We start from the raw sequence: 24,087 nt of genomic DNA, 5'->3' as shown, positions 1-24,087 counted from the left end.
CTGATAGTACCTGAACCTCCCACCGCCCCTATCCACAAGCTTTCCTAAAAACCAACTCGGCTCCATTCCTATTATAAAAAAAGCAGGCCCTCGCATGGGAGCCTGCTCCTTTAGCATATGCTATTTCTCTGCGTCTCCCTGGACGGACCTTGCCACCATTACCATTTCTTCCGGTGTGAGATCCGAGGAAGCGAGCATATAATCCACTCCTTGGTAAGTCCAGTGGAGGCTGTTGTCGGATTGCGCCCCAACGGTGAATCCTAAGTCAACCGGGTGTCCGTTCATGGATACCGGATACGTTCCATCTTCCATCACTTCGGCTTTTTCCTGGACAAGAGTGAATGATTTTTCACCGCCGTATGTCAGCACGATGCGGTTGCTCTTACCGCTCTCCAATTGCCTCTCGTCTTGCAGGGTCACGCCCGGTATCTCGGCCATTGGGTATTTAACGGTAAACGAGTTATCCTGCACATCCGCCATCACTGGGACCTCCAGCTGGGAGGCAGTCATGTTCTTTTTCATATCAAAAGCATCTTTATCAAACTCTGCGTCAAGCTTCACATCCGAGAACTCCACGGTGACAAGCGAATTCCTGTCTGTATCCATGACATTCACGCTGACCGGGGCCAAATTCTTCTTGTTCAGCTTGATTTCCTGCAGCGGGAGCATTTGGCTGTTCTGATAGCGCGTTTTTGTCTCGAACACAAAGTGCTCTTTCGTTTCCGTGAACTTTGCTTCCTTGTCCTCGAGGATATCCTTGATCAGGGACTCATATAAATAGGCCTGGCTGCTGTTCTCCGGCCAGCTGCTTTGGAAGCGGAAGCTTTTATTCAAAGCAGGAGTCAGGACAAATACGCCCTCGTCATTTCTCAGGATCATCTGGCTCTGGTCTTTCTGGGCGTTCTTCAGGTTTACCCGATAATAGGAAGGATTCTTGTGCCAGATTTCAACTTCATACACCTGTGGATCCGAACCCATCTGCAAGGTCATTTTCGCTTTGGCTTTATAGCTTTTCAGCTCTGTCATCGTTTCGTTTAAATCCTTGACGACAGACTCCTGCGATTTCGCCCCGCATGCAGCCAAAGCAAATATAACCATCAGCCCGGCGAGAAGCAGCAAAAATCTTTTCTTCATTCCTTCAACCCCTTTTAGTCTTAGTTCAACGTGAAAGGGAAAGAAAAGACAGTCCAGCATATTCCCGCCGCCTGGTCTTGTCTCCCCTGTTGCACTATGAATATATGAGACAACCTTGGAGTTTATGACCGGGCTTTTTGACAAGCTTTAATTATTTGCTTTTTCAATAACCACCTGGGCCGCTGCATAGTCGGAACTGTGGGTGATTGACAGGTGGACGCCTTCGGAGAATGGTTTTAGAATGAGCGGCCGCCCGAGGGGGCTGGTGCCAATCTCAATATCCTGAAAGGAAAGCTCTTTGCCAATTCCGGTTCCAGCCGCCTTGGAGAAGGCTTCCTTTGCAGCAAAACGCCCTGCCAGAAACTCGGCTTTCCTCCTTCCGGCCAGCGTCTTAAATACCCGCCTTTCTTCCTCTGTCAGAATCCGTTCCGCAAAGCGCTTCTGCTTCTCAAGCATGGCCGCTATCCGGCTGATTTCTACAATATCCATCCCAATTCCCTCGATCATTTGCCAAGCCTCCTTCTAATTTTCCATTGTGACAATAAAATAGGTAAAACAGTAGTTTTCGCGCCCTGTTATGGCTATTCTTAATATATGAATGTTCCAGGAGGTTTTACATGTTTACCAGAACCGAAAGCTTTGGTGAATTTATCCTGTTCTACCCGGTAATTTCGCTGATTATCCTGATCCACCTGCTAGTATTCCTGGCTACTTCCCTGCCAATCCTTCCAGGGAACGAGATATTTTCTCTGCTTGCAGGTGTCAATCTCTATATTATGGAGGGAGAAATTTGGCGGCTTGCAACTCCTATATTTGTCCACTCCGGATTTGCCCATCTATTATTCAACAGTTTTTCACTTGTGCTGTTTGGGCCGGCACTCGAAAGGATGCTCGGAAAGCCAAGATTCCTGGCGGTGTATCTGATATCAGGAATAGCGGCCAATGCTGCCACCCTCCTGCTTGAGCCGCCAGCTTATGTGCACGTAGGTTCAAGCGGTGCCATCTTTGGTTTGTTCGGGTTTTATATCTCAATGGCCATGTACCAGAAACATATGCTCTCAAGGGAGGGCTCCCAGACCATCTTGACTATCGCCGCAATCAGTGTCGTCATGACATTCATCCAGCCAAACATCAACATCACGGCCCATATTTTCGGTCTGATTGCCGGCTTCCTGATTGGAAGGCTATCCTTCAAAAAGTAAAAGCGCCCCCTGCGGCGCTTTTTTATTCCCCGCCAGCCAGTTCCACATCGGCGGCAGAATCTTGTTCACGGGAATACCATCGATAAATCCTCTCCATATCTCCGCATTCAAGATCGGCCACCTTTCCTCCCGAGCCATTATGCCCCGATTTCACGACAGCTTCAATGGTGGCTAAATGCTTTTTGCGCTGGAAATGGCTCTGTTTTACGCTGATGGATTGCACTTTTTCCTTCTTCATAATCACTGTGTTCTTTCCGATTGTGCGAAACCTTAATGCTAGGTACCCGCCATGGAGTCCCCATCCGGCTGCCCTGAATTCCAGCCATGCCCATAGGAAAGAGGCAGCCAGGAGCAGCAAGCCAATCAAGCCCCAAGGCCTGAAAAAGATGATGGATAAAGCGGCAAGAGGCAGTGTCACGATGGAACTTCTAAACAGGTATCTTCGAAACGCCCTTTTAGGTGCGGGTGCCAGCGGCCATTCAAACTCGCATTCCTTGAGGTAGGGTCCCAGCAGCTTTGGCACCTTCCCCTTTTTTATGATTGGAAGGACAATCACCTTGGCACTTTCCTCATTGACCGCAGAGCCTCCGGCACTCTCGAGGAAGACCGATGCGAGCCCAAACGGCTGGCGAAGAGGGTTTTCACTGATTCTGACCGCCTGGATCCGGTTTAGCGGAATGGTAAATTGCCGCTTTTCCAGGAGACCCCTCGTAATAATAAAATCATTTTCTACTTTTTTCAAAGTGAAGTTGGCGTATTTCAGCATGGTACTCAAGACAGAAATCACCCAGGCTAATAAAAAACCGAGGAATATGACTCCAGTGATAATAATCAGGCCCAATGAGGCAAAGTCCTCAAGCCCTTTGAACACCGTTTCATACGGAATGAACTCTTCAAACTGAAAAACAAAGGCAAAAACAGCCGAGATGACGACCCCTACGCCTCCTGAGGTGGAAGCAAGCAGCAAGAGTTCACGCAGCGTAATTTGATAAAGAATTGTTTCTGCCTCAGCCTCTGCCTCCTCCCTTGCAGATGGCCGGCCCTTCTTGGCGGAGACAAGCATTTCATGGATAAAGGCAGCATCTTCTTTGGTGACTGCCGCCAGAACAGCTTCCGCATCCTCCGAGCCTGCTCCTCCTGCTGTTTCCACTTTAATTTTCACCAGCCCGAACGGACGCTGCAAAAGCCCTTCGGAGACATCGAGGCTTTGAATCCTTTCAAAGGGAATATATCTCTTCCTGCGAACAAAAATGCCATGTTCGATTCGTAGTTCCCTGTTTTCAATTCTATAGGTAAACCGGTACCATGCCAGGATGCCAAAACCGACCACAATAATCAGTATTCCGGCCGAAGCAGCAAGATAAAAAAGGTTTCCGCTTCCCCTGCTTCCAAACAATACAAAAAAAAGCAAAGGGATCAGCAATTCCTTTAGCTGGCGCAAGGCATGGATGAGTGCAGCGACAGGATGCAATCTTTTCGCCTCAGACATCATCTTCATCCGCCACCCTTGCCAGTTTTGATATTGAGAGGCGCAGTTCCTCCGCTTCATCAAGCTCGAGGGCCGGTATTTCGTGTACCGTCGCCGCTGTCGAGATCGTGATGGTAGCCAATCCGTATTTTCTCAGGATAGGACCTTGCTGCGTATCGACATGCTGCACCCTTATCATCGGCACAAGCGTCCTTTTAATAATGAATACTCCCCGCTGCAGCTCGATTTCCTGCTCCCTGACCTCATAGCGCCACCGCTTCCAGCGCATGCGCGGCATCAGGAGGATAAAAAAATAGCTGTGGAGGGCACAAATTGCCAGCACGGAGGCTGCCAGCCACAAGGGCCAGTCAAACATCCAGGCAAGCGCCACTAATCCTGCTCCAAAAAGCCAAACAATCAAGGAATGGATACCCCCGGAAATTCGCCACACTGTCAGCGCCCGTTCCGATATCCGTGTTTGAGGCTCCAGAATCATAAAAAGATCCTCCCGTTCCATTTAACATATCTTTTCTAGTATACAATATGTACTTTGGCGGATGGATATTTTTTGGGCAGGTCTTCAACACTTTCCTATATCCTGAAGGACGCCTGGTCGATCTGCTCGATTTCCCCGCTTTCCTTCAGGTCATCCATCAGCCTGAAAAGAGCCTCATCCTTCCTTTTTGCTTCAATCATGCAGTGAATCTCAGGAATGCTGCCATGGATCTTATGCAAAAATTCGAGGAACATTTTTGAATCGATATGGTCGGCATGCGCCCGAAACTCTTTCTCCGACCTTGGGCTTGAAATATGCATTTTCACTGGAAGCGAAGAATCTGCCCACGTCCCGACAATCCGTTCCCATTCTGTTTCCCAGTCTTCTTTTTCAAAATTCGCCAAGTGATGGTGATAATCAAACACCAGGGGAATGCCAATTTTTTCACACAAATACAGGGTGTCGTTCAGGGTAAAGGTAGTATCGTCGTTTTCCAGCATCACCATCGATTGGAGAACTTGCGGAATCAGGGCCCAATTATGGATAAACTGTTCAAGGGCCTTCTCTTTATCTTCGTAAGCCCCGCCGACATGGAGGACACAGCGGTGCCGCGGATCAACCTCCATCCCTTTTAAAAGAGCATGGTGCATCGCCAGGGTTTTGATGGAATTATTAAGAATCTCCTTTTTGGTTGTGTTCAGCAGCACAAAATGGTCCGGATGAAAGTCAATCCGCATCGGATTTTCCTGGAGATACTCGGCAATCGCCTTAAGCAGTTGTGACAGCGCACGCATATACCTCCAGTCGCCAAGCTCTTCATGGTTTGCCAGTGGAATCAGGCGCGAACTAAGACGGAAGAATGCAATATCATGGGCTTTATTGTGTTTAAGCAGCCTTAGGCAGTTTTCCAGATTGGATACGGCTATCCGCTCAAGCTTGCTGATAGCGGCCTCCCTGTCTTTGATGCCCATAAATTGTTTAAACGTCATCGTCTGTGAAGGCGAGCAGTTCTGCAGCTCGACACTCATTGCCACATAGCCAAGTCTCACAATGGTCATGGGAATCCCCCCTTTTATTCTTTAGTATGGCTTTTTTAAAGAATAATAAAGAAGGGAGCATCAACTGATGCTCCCTTCATCTGCCTGTTTTATCTTGGCGTGCGGCTTGGCTTTCCGCCTGTTCTTTTCGCTGCCGTACGCGGCTTGTAATTTTTATTGCGGTTGTAGTCCTGGCCTCTTCTGCGGTCCTGCGGTTTTTTGTCGCGGTCCCTGCGCATTGGAAGCGGCTTTTCCTCGGTCAGTCTTACTGGAGTGTTATCCGGTTCTTTAGTCAGCATCTTTAGGACAGATGCAACCACTGTAGCCGGATCATGATCACTCAGCAATTCTTCAGCAGCCTGGCGATAGTACTGCAGGTTATTGGACTCGATGGTTTGAACAATCTTGTCAACCACCGCTCTTTGCTGGCCTTCAAGGGCTTGGTCAAGAGTCGGAGCCTTCATTCGTTCCATCTTTCTCTTCGTTGTTCTTTCCACAACAGACAGGTAGGACTTCTCTCTAGGCGTCACAAATGTCATGGCCATTCCTGTCTTGCCAGCGCGGCCTGTTCGGCCGATACGGTGCACATAGCTTTCAGGGTCCTGCGGGATGTCGAAGTTATAAACATGGGTAACCCCGGAAATATCCAGGCCGCGGGCAGCTACATCCGTAGCGACGAGAACATCGATTGAACCTTCTTTAAATTTGCGGAGCACAGACATCCGCTTTGCCTGAGAAAGGTCGCCATGGATGCCTTCAGCTGTATAGCCACGCAAATTCAAGGCTTCAGCAAGTTCATCCACGCGTCGCTTTGTGCGTCCAAAGACAATGGCAAGCTCAGGGGACTGGATGTCAAGAAGCCTTGTCATGACATCGAATTTGTTTTTCTCCTGAACTTCAACATAAAACTGTTCAATGGATGGAACAGTCATTTCGCGTGCTTTTACGCGGATGACTTGAGGGTCCTTCATGAAACGCTCAGCAATTTTCTGGATCGGTCCAGGCATTGTTGCAGAGAACAATAGTGTCTGGCGTTCTTCCGGAACCTTTGCAAGAATGCTTTCGATGTCTTCAATGAAGCCCATGTTCAGCATTTCGTCCGCTTCATCCAGAATGACAGTGTGGACATTGTCCAGGCGGATCGTCTTCCGGTTAATATGGTCAAGCAGACGTCCAGGTGTCCCGACAATGATATGAGGCCCTTTCTTCAAGGCGCGGATCTGGCGGTTGATATCCTGGCCTCCATAGATTGCCAGCACTCCCACTCTTTTTCCGGAACCGATTTTATAAAGTTCCTCTGAAACCTGTACAGCAAGCTCGCGGGTCGGGGCGATGATAATTCCCTGGATGTGGTTCTTTTCTTTTTCAATCTTGTCAATCAGCGGAATTCCGAATGCGGCAGTCTTCCCTGTACCAGTTTGCGCCTGGCCAATCAGGTCCTTGTTTTGGAGGCTCATTGGGATGGTTTCTGCCTGAATTGGTGTAGCTTCCTCAAAACCCATTTTCTTCAGTGACTTTAATGTTGCGGGGCTTATGCCCAAATCTTCAAACAATGTCAAATTTGTTCATTCTCCTTTTTCTCGTTCTTATATGAATCCTTACTAAGTGGCTGTTTAAGTCGCAATTATTGCCTTCTCTGGTAAAATTGTACGCCATGGAAAGCGCCGGAAAGTGGCGCGTGCGAGGAGGATAATATTCTCCAGGGCACAGTTTATTAGCAGCAAAAAGACATTCTCCATCGTGCGAGCATGTCAATTACAGGATTTTCTTACGTAGACACTTGATGTTTATCTTACCACCTGCTGGTACGGATTGCAATTCTATAACGCGCAGCAGTGGAATCAACACCTCTTTCCCAAAATCCTGAAAAGGCCTAAAACAGCCGGTAAAACATAGCGGTTCTTCTATTTATTCTCTGACAAAAACCGGAAAACCGCAAATATAAAGCATTCATCATTCCCTTAAAATTGTTCCCCATTTTTACGCATTTCACACAACAATACACCCCTGCCTAAAAAAGCAGAGGTGTTTTTTTATCCCTTATTTTGCAGGAAAGAGACTGTTTCTTCCAGCTTCATGCCGCGCGAAGCCTTTACCAGGACAAGGGTTTTTCCGGTTGCGAGCTGTTTTAGCTTTTGATTAAGTTCCTCTTTATTTTCAAAGGAAAACACTCTCTCTTCCCCAAGAGCCTCCTTGGCGCCAATGCCAATAAAGGCACCAAGGCGGCCAAAAGTCAGCACATAGTCAACCTTCCCTGAATCCAGTTCCGCACCGATTTGCTGATGGAATTCTTTTTCCTGCGGGCCAAGCTCAAGCATGTCCCCAAGTACCAATATTTTCCGGTCATATCCAGGCAAATTTGCGACTAGTTCGACCGCTGCCCTCATGGAAGTCGGGCTTGCATTATAGGCGTCATTGATAATGGATTCGCCGTTCGCGCCTTTTACAAGCTCCATTCTCATATTGGTCAATTTCAACCCGGCAAATCCTTCATTCATCCTGTTAAAAGCAACTCCAAAAAATTCGGCTGCCAGCATGGCGGCGAGCCCGTTCAGGACATTGTGCGTCCCTAAAACAGGCAAGTGGAATTCCTCTTCGCCTGCATTTGTTGTAAAGGTATTCCCCTCCGGATGCTGATCAATTTTGGCCGGATAAAGGTCATTGCCGGCGTTTCTTCCGAACGTCTTTACACTCCCCGGCCCATCATAGGCGGCCAAGCGCTCGCGCAGCAACGGCTCATCTCCGTTATAGATGATTCTTCCCCCGTCCTTTAGGCCAAGGATGATTTCCATCTTTGCGTCGGCAATTGCTTCACGCGAACCGAGGTCAAGCAGGTGCGATTCGCCAATATTGGTGATAATGACCGCATCCGGCCTGGCGAGCCTTGTCAAAAATTCAATTTCGCCTTTGGCGCTCATCCCCATTTCAAGAACGGCCATTTCTGTGTCTTCACTAAGGCGCAAAATCGTTAATGGCAGGCCAATATGATTGTTATAGTTGCCTTCTGTTTTCCTGACACGGTACTTGAGGCCAAGCAGGCTGGCGGCCATATCCTTTGTCGTTGTCTTTCCATTGCTTCCGGTAATCCCAAGTACTTTCACATTGAGCTCATTCCGGTAGCTTCTGGCCAGTTCCTGAAGGGCGGCCAATGTATCGTCAACAAGAATAATCGGCAAATGCCTTGGCGGATTTGGGACATCTTTCTGCCAGAAAGCTGCGGCTGCCCCGCGATCGATGGCATCCTCCACGAACCGGTGGCCATCCGCATTTTCTCCTTTAAAAGGGACAAAAAGATTTCCCTTCTCTATTTTGCGGGAATCAATGGAAACCCCATTTATCATTACATCACCAAATGTTCCCGCATCTGCCTGGAGCATTTCGGCGATTTTGTTAAGCGGCTTTTGAATCACGGCATTATCCTCCTGCAATAACTTCTATCCTAAAAAGTGTATTTGATTTTTTGCTTTTCCTCATGGCGCTCTATTCCAAGCTGGACAAGTCTTTCGATGAGCTGTGGATATTCAAGTCCTGTATGCTTCCATAAAAGCGGGAACATGCTGAACGGAGTGAATCCAGGCATGGTATTCACTTCATTGATGAGCAGTTCTCCTTCTTTTGTGAGGAAGAAATCCGCCCGTACCAGGCCGGAACAGTCAAGTGCCTTATAGGCCCTGATGGCCTGCGCCTTAAGAGACTCATATTGGTTGTCTGTAATATCGGCAGGGATGATGAGGGCTGTGTCGCCATCCTCATATTTTGCCTTGTAATCATAAAAGTCTTTTTTGGGTACAATTTCACCCGCAACTGAGCATTCTGCCTCATCGTTGCCCAAGACGCCAATTTCAATTTCCCTTGCAGTTACCCCTTGCTCCACAATCACTTTCCGGTCAAATTGAAACGCTTCTTCAAATGCCTGCCGAAGCTCTTCACGGTTGGCCGCCTTTGAGATGCCAACGCTTGAACCCAGATTGGCAGGCTTTACAAAGCAAGGATAGCCAAGCTTTTCCTCCACTTGCACAAAGGCTGTTTCCCTGTCCTTTTCCCACTCGCTGCGGATAAAGGAAACATAAGCTACCTGGTTAAGCCCGGCCTGTGCAAAAATATTTTTCATGGCCACTTTATCCATCCCTGCCGCAGAAGCCAACACGCCATTCCCAACATAAGGAAGATTCAGCAATTCAAGCATTCCCTGCACGGTTCCGTCCTCGCCATTTGGGCCATGAAGCAGTGGAAAGATGACATCAAGGCTTGCATCTTCGGATTGAAAAACCGCAGGGTTAAAACCAGGTGAAGGGAGGGCAGCCTGTGAGAATTCCAGCGCCTTGATACTTTCGGCCGGAGCATCCAGCTGGGGGCCCTTTACCCACTCCCCATTATCTGTTATGTAAATTGGATGGATTTCAAACTTGTCATAGTTGATTGCTCTTGTCACAGCAAGGGCCGTTTGCATCGATACCTTATGTTCAGCTGATTTGCCGCCATACAGCAGCCCGATTTTCGTTTTCATAGTCAGGAAACCTCCATTTATCTCGATCACTTTTTTTATTTTAACACTATCTTTATGAAGATAGGGAGACATTCTCTTTACAATCAGCAAGCCCCAGGCTTACTATTTCCTCTTTTTAATGTATGAAACCTCATGCTTGAACTAAACCTGTTATATAGGAATAAATCATCGGCCCCGCTAATTTTAAAAAACCAGGAAAAGAACGCCCTGGCAATCCTGCCAGGGCGTTCTTTCTAGAGCAAGGTCCATTCTCTTTGCTTTTTGTCGAAGACAAGCCTTCCGTCCGGAGATCCGTTTCCTGCCTGTGAAAATTCCTCATACATCTCGTCCATGTTCAAGAAATCCCCGATGACCCAGATCGGAACTTCAAGCCGGTTGCGATTCTGCTCCACATTATGAATCGAGAAAACTGCCCCTTCCTTGAAAGCAGGGTTCAGCGACTTTAAAATCTCTCTGCTTATGGATGGATACACCCGTTTTTTGCGTATTCCCAGAAGGTTCTTCTCAGGTTTGCGCGTGGCGATTTTCTCCGGAATGACATTCCCGAGCATGCGAAAAAAATCATTAAGGTTGCGATAATAAACCTTATTGAACCAGCCATCATCATGGGCCAGATAGGCAAACCGGTTGCCAAGCTGGTTATAAAACGGCAGCTTCAAATGATGTTTCGTGTGGCCTAAGTACAGGATTTCGGCAATTTCATGAGGAGCCATCACATTGAGCCCCTCGGCTTCTTCAAAGTCCATCCAGCAAAAATCGCCGTATCCCGCTACATTTTCAGCCACTAGCTTTGCGACTCTGTCTTCCGGGACATAATGCAGCAGCGTGTGACGGTTGAAGTCCCCATCATCGTATTGATGCTTCAGGAGCAACAGGTTATGGATTGAATCCGGCAGGGAGCGCGCAAATTCAAAAAACTCTATTCCGCACGATAACACATACTGATCACGGTCATTTAGATGGACATACAAAAGATCCCGGTTATATGAATGGTGCCTTCTCAAGCTGATCCCCCCTGACGTTATTACAATTCCCTAATCACCATATTTAAACTGAATGATACTTTTCATTTTACTACAAGATGAAGATAAACGCTTCAGATGTATACTCAACTGATAGGAAGATGGTACTACAATTTTTATTGTAAGGATATTCCTTTTTTGCTAGCATACTATTATAGAGAATATGGCAGGCTTGGACAGGTGGATGATGGATGGATAAAGAAATGAAAACGCCGGACAGGTTTGACTGGACTTTAACATTGGTGCTGCTCCTGTTATTCCTGATAAGTTGTGCAGCCATTTACAGTGCGCAAACCACCGGTCAATACAGTGAAAACTTCCTGGTGAAGCAAATTTTTTGGTACTTCGTAGGCGCCGCGATAATCAGCGTCACCTTGCTGTTTGACAGTGAAGATTATAAAAAACTCTCCTGGATATTATACGGAATTGGCATTTTGCTGCTTGTCGCCCTCTATCTGGCGCCGCCAAGCATTGCCCCACATATCAACAATGCCAAAAGCTGGTTTGTCATCAGACCTCTTGGGTCTATCCAGCCATCGGAATTTATGAAGGTTTTCCTGATTATCGCTTTAAGCAATGTGATTAGTGTCCATCATGACAAACACTTAAAAAGCCTGAAAACAGACATCCAGCTATTTATTAAAATGGGGGCAGTCACCGCCCCGCCCCTTGGATTGATCCTGCTTCAGCCCGACTTGGGCACGGCGCTGGTCATCCTCTCGATTTTCACGGGATTGATCCTGGTTTCCGGCATCTCTTGGAAAATCATCCTTTTTCTCTATGGCAGCGGAGCATCACTGGCTTCCTGGGTCATCTATATGGTGATTTATCATCCACAGTTCCTGCAAACCTACTTTAACGCCAAAACCTATCAGTTTGGGCGAATATATGCATGGCTGGACCCGGAAAGCTATCAAGGCGGTTCGGGGTACCACCTCATCAAGTCGCTCATGGCGATAGGTTCGGGAACGATTACGGGCAAAGGGCTTGGAGAAAGGGAAGTATATATACCGGAAAGCCATACGGACTTTATTTTTAGCGTCATTGGGGAAGAGTATGGATTCGTCGGGAGCAGCCTGGTGATTTGCATTTTCTTTCTGCTGGTTTACCATTTAACCCGAACAGCACTTGATACAAACGACCCATTTAACACTTACATATGTATCGGGGTTATCAGCATGATCAGCTTTCATGTTTTCCAGAATGTCGGGATGACCATCCAGGTGCTTCCCATTACCGGGATTCCCCTGCCGTTTATCAGCTATGGAGGGAGCTCGCTGATGGGGAATATGCTGGCAATGGGCCTCATCTACAGCATCCGCTTCCACCATAGAAATTACATGTTCTCTTCCGGAAAAACAAGCTCCTTTTAGGATAAAAGGAGCTTGGAAAAGCGGAAGCGCCTTGTCCAGGCGCTAGAGCTGGACAGTTATCTAAATCTATTTAGGAAAAGTTATCAATGAAGAACAGGACGATGAAAATAATGAAGGCATAGAAGCTTAGATGCAAGAGGACAGTTGCTATAAAATCCTTTAGTTTCTCCAATGTAAAAGTTTGATTCCTTCTGACTCTCGCTCTCATCGGCTTCCCCCTTATAAAATTTTACAATTTACCCAGTATTTTCTCCAATTTATTATAACATAGACATGCCTTCCGACCGAGCATCTAAAGCGTTCCATGTGGAACATTTTGATGCAGGCATCAAGAAGACGAGGGAATCATCAATGTAAAGGTGGTCCCTTTTCCCACTTCACTGTCAATAAGGATTTTCCCTTTCATTCGGTAAATGATTTCATAGCAAATCATCAACCCAAGCCCAGTACCTTTTTCCTTTGTTGAATAATAGGGGCTTCCCAGCTTTGCCAGCTGTTTTTTAGTCATCCCAATTCCTTCATCCTGAATGCGGACATGGATGTACTCCCCTTCATTGCCCGCTTTTATATAAAATTTGCCTCCATCAGGCATGGCTTCAATGCCATTTTTCATCAAGTTGATAATAACTTGCCTCACTTCATGGGGGTCCGCTTTAATCTTTAAGCCTTCCTCTACCTTTTCAATAATCTCTATGTTGGAATAATGGGAATAAGGCTTCATAAACTCGGTAATCTCCCTAAGAAGCAATGTCAAATCAATTTCATTTTCCTGATGGACAGCCGGTCTGGCCAAAGAAAGGAAATTATTAATGATGGTTTGAGTACGCTCCAGCTCCTGAAGGGAGATATTAATATACATCACTTGGTTATCTGTAAGGTTTTTCTCTCCCAGCAATACTTGCATAAAGCCTTTAATTGTTGTGATTGGATTGCGGACTTCATGGGCCACGGAAGCCGCGAGCTGGCTGATGGCGGAAAGTTTCTCAGCTTTATGGAGCTCCATGACGGTCTTTCGCTGAAAGTCCGTCATTTCAATAATATATATGGTGATCCCCAGGGCCATAAAGGAAAACAAGGCGAACACAAGCAAATGGGGCAGATAGGTGGCATCTCCACCTTTGACCAGCATGACAGCCCTGGTCAATGTGATTAAAAAATAAATCGAAAACGCCATCTGCACCTTTTTATTGATGGACGATTCTTTATACTTCCTGTTCATCAGATAAAAGATGGCGAACACAATGGAATAGTTAAGGATGGTAACCAGGATTGGGACAGTGCTGAACAATGCACCATGCAGGGTAAGGAAAACAATCAGCGCAAGGGCAGCTGCGGGCCCAATATAGAAATAGCCAATAAATACCGGCAGGAACTTAAGGTCATATTCAAAGCCGCCAGAAAACCGGACCKGAAAGGATGCAGTAAGCAATAAAGCGATGAATACGGAAGCAATAAAAACAGGCTTTGGCCTGATATGAAGCTTTTGCATATAAACAAAATTATAAACCAATCCCAAAAACAGGATGACAGAAAAATGCAACAGTAAATCCTTTACAAAGTTCACCATTGTTCTACCCTCTCCTACTCTCCTCGCTGGAGATCTGTCAGGTTATCTTGATACATGCCGGTTCTTGTCTATATTTTCCTCTCTTCCTTCTATTTTAGCTAGGTTATCGGAAAAAGTTAACAAATATTTCAAATTATCTCCGATTTCCTTTTTCTCCCTCACCCTTTTCTCCAATTTTTCCTCCTCCACAGGTAATCAAAGCAAATGAAAGGATTCTGAACAAAACCTTCTTTGTCCGCGCTTTCATGGATATTTCACAAATTTATCAAAATCATTTATACTCAATCTTATTCACAACGGCCCCGACTTTCATGAGAGTTGAAAGTCACAAAAATACTTGTGAAAAGAGGTACTATATGGATTTGGATAAAATTAAATATGAATGGTTTGGCAATATAAGAGGGGACATCCTTGCTGGACTGGTTGTCGCGATGGCGCTGATTCCCGAAGCGATCGCCTTCTCGATTATCGCGGGCGTCGACCCGATGATCGGTCTCTATGCCTCCTTCTGTATTGCGGTGGTAATTGCCTTTGTCGGGGGACGGCCAGGGATGATTTCTGCTGCCACCGGAGCTACCGCCCTCCTGATGACCACCCTTGTCGCACAGCATGGACTGCAATACTTGCTCGCCGCAACCATCCTTACCGGGATTCTGCAAATTATCATGGGTGCACTTAAGCTTGGGCGCCTGATGAAGTTCGTGCCGAATTCCGTAATGGTTGGATTCGTAAATGCATTGGCGATTCTTATTTTCACCTCCCAGCTGCCGCACTTTGCCGGCGAGTCCTGGGCGATGTATATGATGGTTGCAGGGGCCTTGGCGATTATTTATGTCTTGCCGCGCTTTACAAAGGCTGTTCCCTCCCCTCTGGTCGCCATTGTGGTGATTACCGCTATTGCCATCATGACCGGAAGCGGGGTCAGGACAATAGGAGATATGGGAGAGTTGACTCAGACATTGCCGGTCTTCCTGATTCCCGATATCCCGTTGACATTTGAAACTCTTAAAATTATTTTTCCTTACTCTCTGTCCATCGCGATTGTCGGTTTGGTGGAATCACTTCTGACTGCATCGATTGTCGATGACATGACCGATACAAAGAGTGACAAAAACAAAGAGGCGCGAGGACAAGGGATTGCCAATATCGTTTCAGGCTTCTTTGGCGGAATGGCGGGCTGTGCCATGATTGGACAGTCAGTGATCAACGTAAAGTCAGGCGGACGGGGAAGGCTTTCTGCATTGACCGCTGGTGTATTCCTAATGGTATTGATACTTTTATTAAATAATTTCCTTGTTCAGATTCCTATGGCAGCCTTGGTTGGAGTCATGTTCATGGTTTCTATCGGAACATTCGATTGGTCCTATTTAAGAAGACTTCACAAGGTACCAGTTACAGACACGATTGTCATGCTGGCTACAGTGGCTACCGTTCTGGCAACACATGACCTTTCAAAGGGTGTTTTAGTCGGCATCATCTTGAGTGCCATTTTCTTTGCTGCCAAGATTTCCAAAGTAAAAGTGGCCACTGTCGCCTCAGGCCAACCGGCCAAAAAGGTCTACCATGTAACAGGACAATTATTCTTCGCTTCTGTTACAGATTTCCTCGAGAGCTTTAATTACAGCGAGCCTGTAAAAGAAGTGACCCTGGATTTGACGCAAGCCCACCTGTGGGATGATTCGGCCGTTAACGCCATTGATAAAGTGGTTATGAAATACCACCAAAATGGAGTAAATGTCAACCTGATAGGATTGAACAAGGAAAGCAGCACTCTGGTTGAAAAGCTTGCTTTACACAATAAGCCAGGCGGTCTTGATAAGGCTGTAGGGCATTAATAGCAAAAACCCCTGACGAGTCACCGTCAGGTGACAAGTGAAATAAAACAATGGAACCATTTAGGTTTATTTTATTGGTGCTGAGGATGTATATGGTAAAAGCTAAAAATAAAAAGTATGGAACCACCAGGAATTCCCATAGAAAGAATATTGGAAACCTTATGACTAAATCTACTTTCATAAAATAAATTTTTTACTAAATGACATCATCTATTTTATAATAATGGATAACAGTGTAAGACAAGGAATTCACATATACATGTGAATTCTTTTTTAATCATGAAAGTTTCCTTTCCTTATGAATGGGTTTCATTTTAATGAAAGAGGCTGATTACTAATGGATTATTTAAATTTATTGCATAGAAAAGATGGTGAAGGTTTAGTTGAATATTTAAGAAAATACGGTGTTAACCAAGAGCATAAGGGTCAAAGCCTTTTATATTGGGCAGTTCATAACAATAATTTTGAATTCACTAAGCAAATGGTTCATCATGGTGCAAATGTTAACCAATGTGACCGTTTAGGCATAACCCCATTGATAATTGCGTGTTATTTTGGCTTTGTTCAAATTGCATCTTTTCTGCTAGAAAACGGTGCAGATGTGAATGGTTGTAAAGAGAGAGCAAAACACGGTTGGGATGATCATATACAAACAGAAATCCTTGAATTACTAAACCATTGGGAGAAGAACCTTAAGTAGTGGATGTCCTTATCATTACAGGTCTTTAACCCATTTTTAATTTTTATAGAAGTCCTCTTTGGGTTAAATATTCTCACTATGACAAAACAAGAAGGAGCTGCTGTGGCAACTCCTGAACTTCGTTATTTAGTGGTTATTCACGTTCGACAACCTTTTCTAATTCAAGCCTAAATTCTGTAAGCAACATTTGATTAAATTTTGCGAAAGCCTCAAGCTTTTTTATATTAGAATATAGTTTGTCTCTGTCTTTTTGAACTACTACATCCTCAAAATCCTCGATATCAACATGCAACTCCCGAAATATTACAGAAAAATGGTCCTCTTCCCGAAGTGCAGCTGCGTTTTCCAACCATTCGATTGTGGATTCGTCTGTTGCAGCTAGCGCAGCCTGCTTAAATACATATTTAAGACATACACGTGCAGCCTCGTCAATTCCCTTAGCTACTTCAAGCCATTCCTTAAGTTCATCAGGAACACTCTCAAAATTATCAATTCTATCTTCAAAAAAATAGTGATGATCAATTTCAGGGTCGAGGCGTTCTAGAGTTCGAAGTATCGGCTCAAACTTTACAAAAGGTCTTGATTCTCCAGGTATAGCTGACCTATGTCTCCACACTTTTAGTATGGTGTTGAAACAACGTTCCTCTGCTTCTTTTTTTTCAACGCCCGTCGCCCTTTCTGCAACAGTAATTTGTTCCGCAATATAATGTGCCATCCAACGGCCCAGTGTATCTACACCAGGATCCAAGTTAAGCTCTTTGACTAGGGCTTTGCCTAAGTTCATAGTACGTCTCTGTATCTCTAAGTCTTCCATCGGCTGAGAAGATAAATACTTTGTTAAGCGGTGGCTTATACTCATTAGATTCTCCCCCTCGCATGTATGATTTCTCCCTAAACCTTCTACGGATTTGAACTTCAATTATGAGGTCACATTGATATTCCATACACATTTTCTTTAAAAAAGATAGTGAGGCGGTAAGTCGATTTCCATGGCGCACCAGGTCATCTTCATGATTATCGTACATTGGAGTCCATATTTCACAGATAACTGATGTGTTTTCCGTATCCGGTAGTTTCCATTCTCTTTTTTCTAAATCGGAAGATAATTTCATTTGCTCTACTATAGAATCTCCAATGCTGTAAGGTGGATAATCAACTTTAGCTGAGTGTGGGTCAAACTCATCAAGACCTTTATACACTTCTTTATGATTTATCCAGCCTTTTAGCATGAAAGGTTCCAAGTTAATCTCCATGTGGTCTTCTTCATATTCAGGTAATTTGAAGTCATGGTGATTTGAACATGTACTCAATGCATTTAATAGTGATTGAGAAGTCGCTACTGATACGAGAGAACTTGTAATAGAATAATTTTCTTCTCTCTCACTGTCACCATCATTCCATGAACCGAACACATTCAGCCATATTTCTCCGTCCCGTTCACTCAAAATTCCGTCCAGAAAATCGTTGTCTATTACCTGCTCACGCCAATCAGAGCTTTTTATCTCATAAATCCAATCCCGTCTTAATAAAGGAATTGGATCTCGACAATCATACAACCAATAACCATCACTACGGGTCAATATGTGTCGGTACAACCAGTCATCCCACTCATCCTCATTCCGATCTGAGCTATGAACAACAGGCATTTTCTCCAACAACTTTGAGGCCACAACAAACATGGCATGATATGAAAGATAAAAATTATAATCATCTATACGAGGGTAATTCCCGTGGCTATGATAGGTTTCTTGTTGATTACTCGATAACCTCCACAAGGAATGGCGTGGATCATTTTTATATCCACCATCATGTTCGATATTCCATTCATTAATAACAACATCGGTAGCAAGGTCCTCTACTTGCTCACCGGAAACACCGAATACGCGTCCTAGTGGTTTAAACCAGTAACGGTCAAAGTCGTATCCATGGTGGAAACTTAAATTAGTGTCAATTTCCCCGTGAACATGCCAATAACTATCAGTTGTTTCCCAACGGTTTTCTGATTCAATCCTAACAAATTGACTTTTTCCAACTTTTCGAAGTAAACTTACTACCTCTTTTGTATAAGTACCCACATAAGCTTTCTCAATATTAAGCGCAATATCAGATGCATATTTTTGAATAAGCATATGTGAAGGAGATTGCAAGGCATATTTATAGAATACATCACTATGGTCAAGTAAAATTTGTGGATTATTAATAGATACTCGCCCAAGTGAAATTAATAAATATAATCTGGCATGTAAGTTGTAGAACGGAAATTTATTAGACCCAAATGCATCAACAGCATCCTTTTCCATCCACTCTATTAAAGCAGTGATCTCATCACTACATTGAGCTTCTGCAAGTCTACGAACACAGTGTACAGCTTGCCAACGTGTTGAAGTTCTTGGAGATCCTAAAGCAGACCAAACAAAACCTGTGAAAGCACTATCTATTTCTTTTGGTGGCATCAGCAAATGAGACCAAGACCCATCAGCATACCCAGGGTCGATATGCAATTCGAATCTTGATAATGCGAACTCAAGTAAATCAGTTGCCTCTTGTGTAGAGACATATTGAGAGGCGATCCTTATAAATCCGAAGAACCTAGTGGCATTGACTAAATCTCCCTGACTTGCTAAACCTTCAATTATTCCCTTCTGAATATGAGGTATATTTTCTGCTCCAGCATGTAATTTTTCAGTGAAATAGAATAAGGTTCCCCTATCCAGAAATAATGATGCAAACCGTCTCCCAACTAATTCCATTATTATTGGCCACTCTATTTTTATACTCACTTTTCGATGCCATTCGTCCGGTATCAACATAAGAGCATTCTGTATATCATAAAAATCAGCTTCTTCAACTTTTAACAGTTCGTGCAAAAACTTCTTAGCTTGACTATCGGAAACACGATTATAAATTTCGCTCCACAACGACTTCCTATTCCGCAAGTGTTGAGGAATCGAATCATAGCCTATAAGTACTTGCCTTAAGCCGTTAGATGAAACTAAGTCCAAATCATTCAGTAGTTCATTCCAATTGATTGCTTTCTCGTTGGTCTCCAATTGAAGCGAAGCGGTATAATCATGGTGAATTGTTTCAACTTCTCTTATGCCATTGTCATGAATAAAAGTGATAACCTCATCCAATTGTTCACTTTGTAAAGAATACTTTGTTGCCATTCCATTAAGCTGTTCCCAAATCTTCCCCTCTACCCCATTGATCCTAAGTTCTTTAATAGCCGAATCAAAAAGAAACTTTCGTTTTTCATTTAGCAATTCCTTGTCTACACACAATAATGAAAAATCAGCTATATCATATTCTGTCATAAATGCAGAAAGTGACCACGCTACCGTCGGTGCCAGGTAACCATTGCTTACAGTTTCCATAGCTAATGAGATTAATTGACGATTAAAATGTCCAACCTCCCGGTCGCGCCACCTACTTAAAGCAGCCAAAGCTGTTTCCGGGGATAGTCGAACGCAGGTCCTAACTGCCTCTGTCCTATCCCAATACTTTTCTCGAACTACATTATCACCAATAAGCTCTGCACAACGAATAAACCTATATGCTAATTCAAATGGAATATGTTCAGTAGTTTCCCTCCGATTTGCAAGGGAAATAATTGCTTCCCACCTTTCTACAATTTCATCTCCAAACTTTGATACAGCATTAATAGCAAAATTAAAGTAAACCGCAGCATCTTCTTGATCTACATTAATTACTGATCGCGCAAGATCAATATAACAATTCGCCTTTTCTTCTGGACCAATATCTAAAGCAGAAATTATTGCATCGTAAGCATACTGCTCACAGTCTTTCTTAATTTCAGTTAAATTGCTTAAACGAAAACTAGCACGCACTAATTTTAAGTGATCCGGCAGGAAAAGGTTTTTGGCTTTTACTATATAATTTTCGTAAAAACTCCTGACTGTCATACCCTCCGCAAATTCATGAAATAACAAAATATCACAACAGATTCTTGATATTTCGGTTGGTATACAATCGTAATCTAAAAACCGTGCAGCCCTCGCTGAACCTGAATGTTTTTCCGCTTCCTCTATTTCATTTTTCACATCAACAATATCCCCTACTAAAGACCTGATCCTAACGAAATACCATGGCAATAGACCACCAATTACTTCTTTAATTTCTTTTATCTCTTGTTCAGCTTTATAGTTTTTGTCCTGAAAAAGATCTTTAGGAATTAATTCATTTATATTAAATTCCATATCAGACAGGAGGAATTTTTTCAGTGCTATAGCACGCAGAAAAACTGCGCGATCTTTATTCTCAAAATTGCTTGAGATTGACCGTGAAGCATATTTGGGAAAATAATGATTTAATACTCTAAGAATTTTACCTTTAGGCAAATCGTTTGCGGCGCACAATTCAGCAAATGCAATAAGAGATAAAAGGAATGTATCATGATACCTATAATTTTGAGGTTTCGGAATTCTAGCCCGCTTAGATGTAAGCAAATCAAGGCAAGTGCTTAGAACGTCGGCTTTAGGGATATGTCCAATTTCTAGAAGCTCATGTGCGAAAGCAATTATTATATATTGATTCCGTAAACCTAGTGTTGCAATCTGTGTTGATGTAGATAGTTCGCCAAAATCCAGAAGACGTTTAAATAACTTCCTTGAAACTTCATAAACAACTTGTCTTGGCCGCCAAGTAACCAAGTAATCAAATGCCTTATTTACCCCAAATAAATTAAGGTGTGTATATGCAAGTTCTACAATCTCCTCATCTTTGAGTTCCTCATGATAATTTCGATTTTCCTGTTTTTGTTTTCTGTCTCTTTCCCGGAAATATAAACTTAACCAGTTATGCGCGGCCCTAAGAAAGCTTCTCGTTTCACCCTTGAATTTCCMCACCGTAGATAAAAGCGCTGCCGAGTAAACGTTTTCAGACCCTTTCCAAGAACCGCTAAACAAACGGCGAAAAGCAAACTCCTGAACACGTTGTTCGTCTTGCAACGGTGCGATCAAATCAATATTATTCTCAAGAAGTTCTAGCTGTCTTTTATTGCCTGCTACCTCTTCACCTGCACGTAGTGCTAACTTTATTGCTGCGGTATAGCTCCCTTCTTTTAAAGAAGCCTTGAACGCAAATTGAAGACGATATACCCGAACATTTCGTTCATCAATCGGGTTATTCGGAAGATATTTGTCAGATAACGCCAATTCTACAAGCTCGGTGTACTTCCCAGCTTGCAATAAAAGGGAAGGTAGCGCAGAGGCCACATATGAATACTCTTGTGCTAACGGTAAGATTTGATTAATAAAAAACTCTATTTGTTCTTTTGATGCTGCATAAGTTTGTCTAAACCAAGTTTCTGTGGGCTCATCCCTGAACTGTACTGAAGAATCTGATAGCCATAAAGGCCTTCCCAAATCGGATACAAAGCTTCTTATAGTGGACTCTTCTACGTCTGCCGCCTTTGAGAGAACCTGCAATGGAATAAAAGGTGGTAAAGTGGCCAAACCTGTACAAATCAGGTCAATCTGTTGTCTAAAATTGTTATGGAGTTTATCCTTTATCGAGGCTACAGCTGATACTAATTGCCCTTTTATTTGTTCATCTACAGTAGTTCCAATAGTACCAAGTGTTTCAAACATTTCAATAATATTATTTGAGAAACTTAAAGCGTTTGACTGAACACGTGGATTTCCATTAGTAAGTCTATGAAACTCTATTCCATCTTCCCGAGATGCTTGTGGATAACGTGACCTCAAATAATTACAAGATTCGTCCTCTGAAAATGAGCTTAACTGAACTTGCTTGACGGTGTTTGTTGCTTGGAGTAGGTTAATTCGCTCCGTTCTACAAAGGGCAACGATTTTAAAACCTTCTATTGCACGCTCGCGAAGAAGTTCGTGAACAAAACAATTGTCATTAAACTCCATTGCTGCCATTTCTGCATTATCTGCAGCATCAATAAGCAATACCAGGGAAGCATCACTGAATGTACTCCTCATTGTAATAACTGCGGTTTCAACTCTTTCAAGGAATTTTCTTATTATATCAGTTTCGGACGCACTCGAAGCTACCAACAGGGGTTCGCAAAGGCCTTGTGTTGCTAATTCATTAACAATCTGCACTAAAGCTTGTCGATGGTGATGTCGTACTTCACTTCGATTTCGATAACGCCCCCCACCAAAGCAGTCGTAAACAATACCAAATGAACCAAGAGGTAACGATTCGACTAATTGCCGGGCAAATACCGTCTTTCCAACTCCTCCAGGAGCATGGATTATTATAGGATCTGTTGCATCTAAAATATATTCCAGCAAAATATCATGTTGCTGTCTGTATACAATTTCCCCTAATTTTTCAAACTCTGGGGGTGCAGGAAATAAATCTCTTTCAGAGGTAACCTTAAATTTTTCTAGAATCTCTTCACGAATAATAACGCCGTTTGAATCAGGCAAAGCCTTATCACGAACCAATCCAGTAATATTTTCTATCTCAGGACTATCGATGCTTCCGGCTACAAGCTGTGAAATTTCCAAATGAAGCTGGTACTTCTGTGCATTATAATCTCCCTCTCCATCCGCAAATCTAAGGCAGGCGCAGAATTTTCTTAAATCATCGTCAAATAATTGTGTATATCTTGAAAGCGTATTTCTATATTGTGAATTTATCTCCTCACCTGCAGATAATTTCGCCACATTATCTTTAAGGTTTTGATTAATAGGCCTATTTGTGACAATAGTAAAAGTAATATCATTAGTTAGATTTGTACTTGCATTTATCAACTCTTTATATCGTGCTGAAAAACCCTCAAATGTTCCTTTAAGATCACTAAGATTAAATGGGTTATTTTTATGAACAGTGGTGTGCTTCAACTGATAATAAGCAACATCTTGATAACCATCATTAATAGAATCTAAATATTCCGCAACGTCAATTACATATTCACCAGCCAGTTTATTTTCCCTAGAACCCTCAATCACAATATTTCTTATGCCAGATTTAGGAGATATTAAACGTAGACAACGCCGGGCAGCCCACCGATAATGAAAAACATCTCCGGCTCTTGAATATCTAACAAGTTCATTTTCCATATATTAATCACCTTCGTTCATAGGTCTTCATCTGAATTTGCTTAATACCAACAAGTGTTTTGAATAATGCACATGCCCAAAGTCTATGGCGATTTTCCTTTTTGATTCCTCACCTTACCCAGGACCCCTTCTATCCGATTACATAAAACATTCTTTATTATTCAATTCGACAACTTCCAACAAATCCCCTACTTTTTCCTTGGACATAAAGTAAATAGAGGTAACCTTTAACTAACGCGTTCTGTTTTTGGGGTTCAAAACTATTTTAAATGTCATTTTGAAGCAGCAAAATAACCGAGAAATAAAACAAATATAACCTTAAATAAATACCAAATTAAACCACAGTATTATCGGCGGTTTATAGGTATTAAAAATATCCATTTTCTTAAATATCAGAGCTATCGCCTTTATTTCTAGGCTTTGAGAAAAATACTAAATCGGGGTTTTTTCTTTCATTGAGGAACAATTGTATTTGAGGAGTTTTTTATTTCGTTTTTAAAAAAGGAATCTAGCTATTGTTTCTGGCAATTAAGTGATGAATGTAATGGCAGTATTTATAAGTAATTTTCCAAATCAAATTTGTATAGGTTTTAATATTTATACAACCTAGAGAACCTTTCCTTATTTAACATAAGGGGAGTTTAATAAGGGGAACCCAATTTTAATTAAAAAAGGCATATCAAAGACC

18 protein-coding genes are annotated in these 24,087 nt (G+C 43.3%); 4 read left to right on the top strand and 14 right to left on the bottom strand.

Features of this window, described 5'->3' with window-relative positions:
• Nucleotides 1–120 precede the first annotated feature (120 nt).
• Nucleotides 121–1,134 (bottom strand): LolA family protein, encoded by a 1,014-nt coding sequence (locus tag ADU22_RS06245; protein ID WP_053361388.1) that lies wholly within the window; start codon nt 1,132–1,134, stop codon nt 121–123.
• Nucleotides 1,135–1,281: 147 nt separating this feature from the next.
• The gene (gene acpS, locus ADU22_RS06240; RefSeq protein WP_053361387.1) at nt 1,282–1,641 is read right to left on the bottom strand and encodes a holo-ACP synthase; all 360 of its coding nucleotides are present in this window, start codon (nt 1,639–1,641) and stop codon (nt 1,282–1,284) included.
• A 110-nt stretch (nt 1,642–1,751) separates the two neighbouring features.
• Between acpS and ADU22_RS06235 the strand changes: the two genes are divergently transcribed.
• Complete coding sequence (locus ADU22_RS06235; protein ID WP_053361386.1) at nt 1,752–2,336, top strand: rhomboid family intramembrane serine protease; 585 nt, start codon at nt 1,752–1,754, stop codon at nt 2,334–2,336.
• Nucleotides 2,337–2,358: 22 nt separating this feature from the next.
• Here ADU22_RS06235 and ADU22_RS06230 read toward each other — a convergent pair whose 3' ends face one another.
• From ADU22_RS06230 to ADU22_RS06200, 7 genes are all read right to left on the bottom strand, one after another.
• Nucleotides 2,359–3,834 (bottom strand): PH domain-containing protein, encoded by a 1,476-nt coding sequence (locus ADU22_RS06230; RefSeq protein WP_353611377.1) that lies wholly within the window; start codon nt 3,832–3,834, stop codon nt 2,359–2,361.
• A complete protein-coding gene (locus tag ADU22_RS06225) occupies nt 3,818–4,300 on the bottom strand; it encodes a PH domain-containing protein (RefSeq protein ID WP_053361385.1) in 483 nt (160 codons plus the stop codon). Before ADU22_RS06225 ends, ADU22_RS06230 begins: the two co-directional genes overlap by 17 nt.
• Before the next feature lie 95 nt (nt 4,301–4,395).
• Nucleotides 4,396–5,358 (bottom strand): UV DNA damage repair endonuclease UvsE, encoded by a 963-nt coding sequence (uvsE, locus tag ADU22_RS06220; protein WP_053361384.1) that lies wholly within the window; start codon nt 5,356–5,358, stop codon nt 4,396–4,398.
• A gap of 89 nt (nt 5,359–5,447) precedes the next feature.
• Complete coding sequence (gene cshA, locus ADU22_RS06215; RefSeq protein WP_053361383.1) at nt 5,448–6,896, bottom strand: degradosome RNA helicase CshA; 1,449 nt, start codon at nt 6,894–6,896, stop codon at nt 5,448–5,450.
• A 474-nt stretch (nt 6,897–7,370) separates the two neighbouring features.
• Entirely contained in the window at nt 7,371–8,747 is a 1,377-nt protein-coding gene (locus tag ADU22_RS06210) for a UDP-N-acetylmuramoyl-tripeptide--D-alanyl-D-alanine ligase (RefSeq protein ID WP_053361382.1), read from the bottom strand.
• Nucleotides 8,748–8,776: 29 nt separating this feature from the next.
• Nucleotides 8,777–9,844, bottom strand: a complete 1,068-nt coding sequence (locus tag ADU22_RS06205) for a D-alanine--D-alanine ligase (protein ID WP_053361381.1) — start codon at nt 9,842–9,844, stop codon at nt 8,777–8,779.
• A 233-nt stretch (nt 9,845–10,077) separates the two neighbouring features.
• Nucleotides 10,078–10,848, bottom strand: a complete 771-nt coding sequence (locus tag ADU22_RS06200; RefSeq protein WP_053361380.1) for a hypothetical protein — start codon at nt 10,846–10,848, stop codon at nt 10,078–10,080.
• Between the two features lie 209 nt (nt 10,849–11,057).
• Between ADU22_RS06200 and ADU22_RS06195 the strand changes: the two genes are divergently transcribed.
• Entirely contained in the window at nt 11,058–12,239 is a 1,182-nt protein-coding gene (locus tag ADU22_RS06195) for an FtsW/RodA/SpoVE family cell cycle protein (RefSeq protein ID WP_053361379.1), read from the top strand.
• Between the two features lie 70 nt (nt 12,240–12,309).
• Here the strand turns inward: ADU22_RS06195 and ADU22_RS24565 are convergent, their stop codons facing one another.
• From ADU22_RS24565 to ADU22_RS25385, 3 genes are all read right to left on the bottom strand, one after another.
• Nucleotides 12,310–12,447, bottom strand: coding sequence for a hypothetical protein (locus tag ADU22_RS24565; RefSeq protein ID WP_156324318.1), 138 nt, complete (start codon nt 12,445–12,447; stop codon nt 12,310–12,312).
• Nucleotides 12,448–12,567: 120 nt separating this feature from the next.
• On the bottom strand, nt 12,568–13,806 hold the full coding sequence (locus tag ADU22_RS06190) for an ATP-binding protein (protein WP_053361378.1): 1,239 nt from the start codon (nt 13,804–13,806) through the stop codon (nt 12,568–12,570).
• A gap of 42 nt (nt 13,807–13,848) precedes the next feature.
• A complete protein-coding gene (locus ADU22_RS25385; protein WP_286132264.1) occupies nt 13,849–13,980 on the bottom strand; it encodes a hypothetical protein in 132 nt (43 codons plus the stop codon).
• Nucleotides 13,981–14,162: 182 nt separating this feature from the next.
• Between ADU22_RS25385 and ADU22_RS06185 the strand changes: the two genes are divergently transcribed.
• Both ADU22_RS06185 and ADU22_RS06180 read left to right on the top strand, forming a co-directional pair.
• Nucleotides 14,163–15,641 (top strand): SulP family inorganic anion transporter, encoded by a 1,479-nt coding sequence (locus tag ADU22_RS06185; protein WP_053361377.1) that lies wholly within the window; start codon nt 14,163–14,165, stop codon nt 15,639–15,641.
• A 337-nt stretch (nt 15,642–15,978) separates the two neighbouring features.
• Complete coding sequence (locus ADU22_RS06180; RefSeq protein ID WP_053361376.1) at nt 15,979–16,341, top strand: ankyrin repeat domain-containing protein; 363 nt, start codon at nt 15,979–15,981, stop codon at nt 16,339–16,341.
• 133 nt (nt 16,342–16,474) lie between these two features.
• Here the strand turns inward: ADU22_RS06180 and ADU22_RS06175 are convergent, their stop codons facing one another.
• Both ADU22_RS06175 and ADU22_RS06170 read right to left on the bottom strand, forming a co-directional pair.
• Nucleotides 16,475–17,125 carry a hypothetical protein gene (locus tag ADU22_RS06175; RefSeq protein WP_053361375.1) on the bottom strand — a complete coding sequence of 217 codons (651 nt, stop codon included), beginning with the start codon at nt 17,123–17,125 and terminating at the stop codon, nt 16,475–16,477.
• A complete protein-coding gene (locus ADU22_RS06170; protein WP_053361374.1) occupies nt 17,091–23,399 on the bottom strand; it encodes a P-loop NTPase family protein in 6,309 nt (2,102 codons plus the stop codon). Before ADU22_RS06170 ends, ADU22_RS06175 begins: the two co-directional genes overlap by 35 nt.
• Nucleotides 23,400–24,087: the final 688 nt, after the last annotated feature.

It is taken from the genome of Bacillus sp. FJAT-27251 (assembly GCF_001273925.1).
Taxonomy (GTDB): Bacteria; Bacillota; Bacilli; order Bacillales; family Cytobacillaceae; genus Mesobacillus_B.
The sequence above is the reverse complement of the archived record's forward strand: the minus strand, read 5'-3'. Positions and strand labels throughout refer to the sequence as shown.

Coding starts and splice junctions, on each gene's coding strand:
- ADU22_RS06245 (WP_053361388.1), bottom strand. CDS start 1,134: ATGAAGAAAAGATTTTTGCTGCTTCTCGCCGGGCTGATGGTTATATTT.
- acpS (WP_053361387.1), bottom strand. CDS start 1,641: ATGATCGAGGGAATTGGGATGGATATTGTAGAAATCAGCCGGATAGCG.
- ADU22_RS06235 (WP_053361386.1), top strand. CDS start 1,752: ATGTTTACCAGAACCGAAAGCTTTGGTGAATTTATCCTGTTCTACCCG.
- ADU22_RS06230 (WP_353611377.1), bottom strand. CDS start 3,834: ATGAAGATGATGTCTGAGGCGAAAAGATTGCATCCTGTCGCTGCACTC.
- ADU22_RS06225 (WP_053361385.1), bottom strand. CDS start 4,300: ATGATTCTGGAGCCTCAAACACGGATATCGGAACGGGCGCTGACAGTG.
- uvsE (WP_053361384.1), bottom strand. CDS start 5,358: ATGACCATTGTGAGACTTGGCTATGTGGCAATGAGTGTCGAGCTGCAG.
- ADU22_RS06205 (WP_053361381.1), bottom strand. CDS start 9,844: ATGAAAACGAAAATCGGGCTGCTGTATGGCGGCAAATCAGCTGAACAT.
- ADU22_RS06195 (WP_053361379.1), top strand. CDS start 11,058: ATGGATAAAGAAATGAAAACGCCGGACAGGTTTGACTGGACTTTAACA.
- ADU22_RS24565 (WP_156324318.1), bottom strand. CDS start 12,447: ATGAGAGCGAGAGTCAGAAGGAATCAAACTTTTACATTGGAGAAACTA.
- ADU22_RS06185 (WP_053361377.1), top strand. CDS start 14,163: ATGGATTTGGATAAAATTAAATATGAATGGTTTGGCAATATAAGAGGG.
- ADU22_RS06180 (WP_053361376.1), top strand. CDS start 15,979: ATGGATTATTTAAATTTATTGCATAGAAAAGATGGTGAAGGTTTAGTT.
- ADU22_RS06175 (WP_053361375.1), bottom strand. CDS start 17,125: ATGAACTTAGGCAAAGCCCTAGTCAAAGAGCTTAACTTGGATCCTGGT.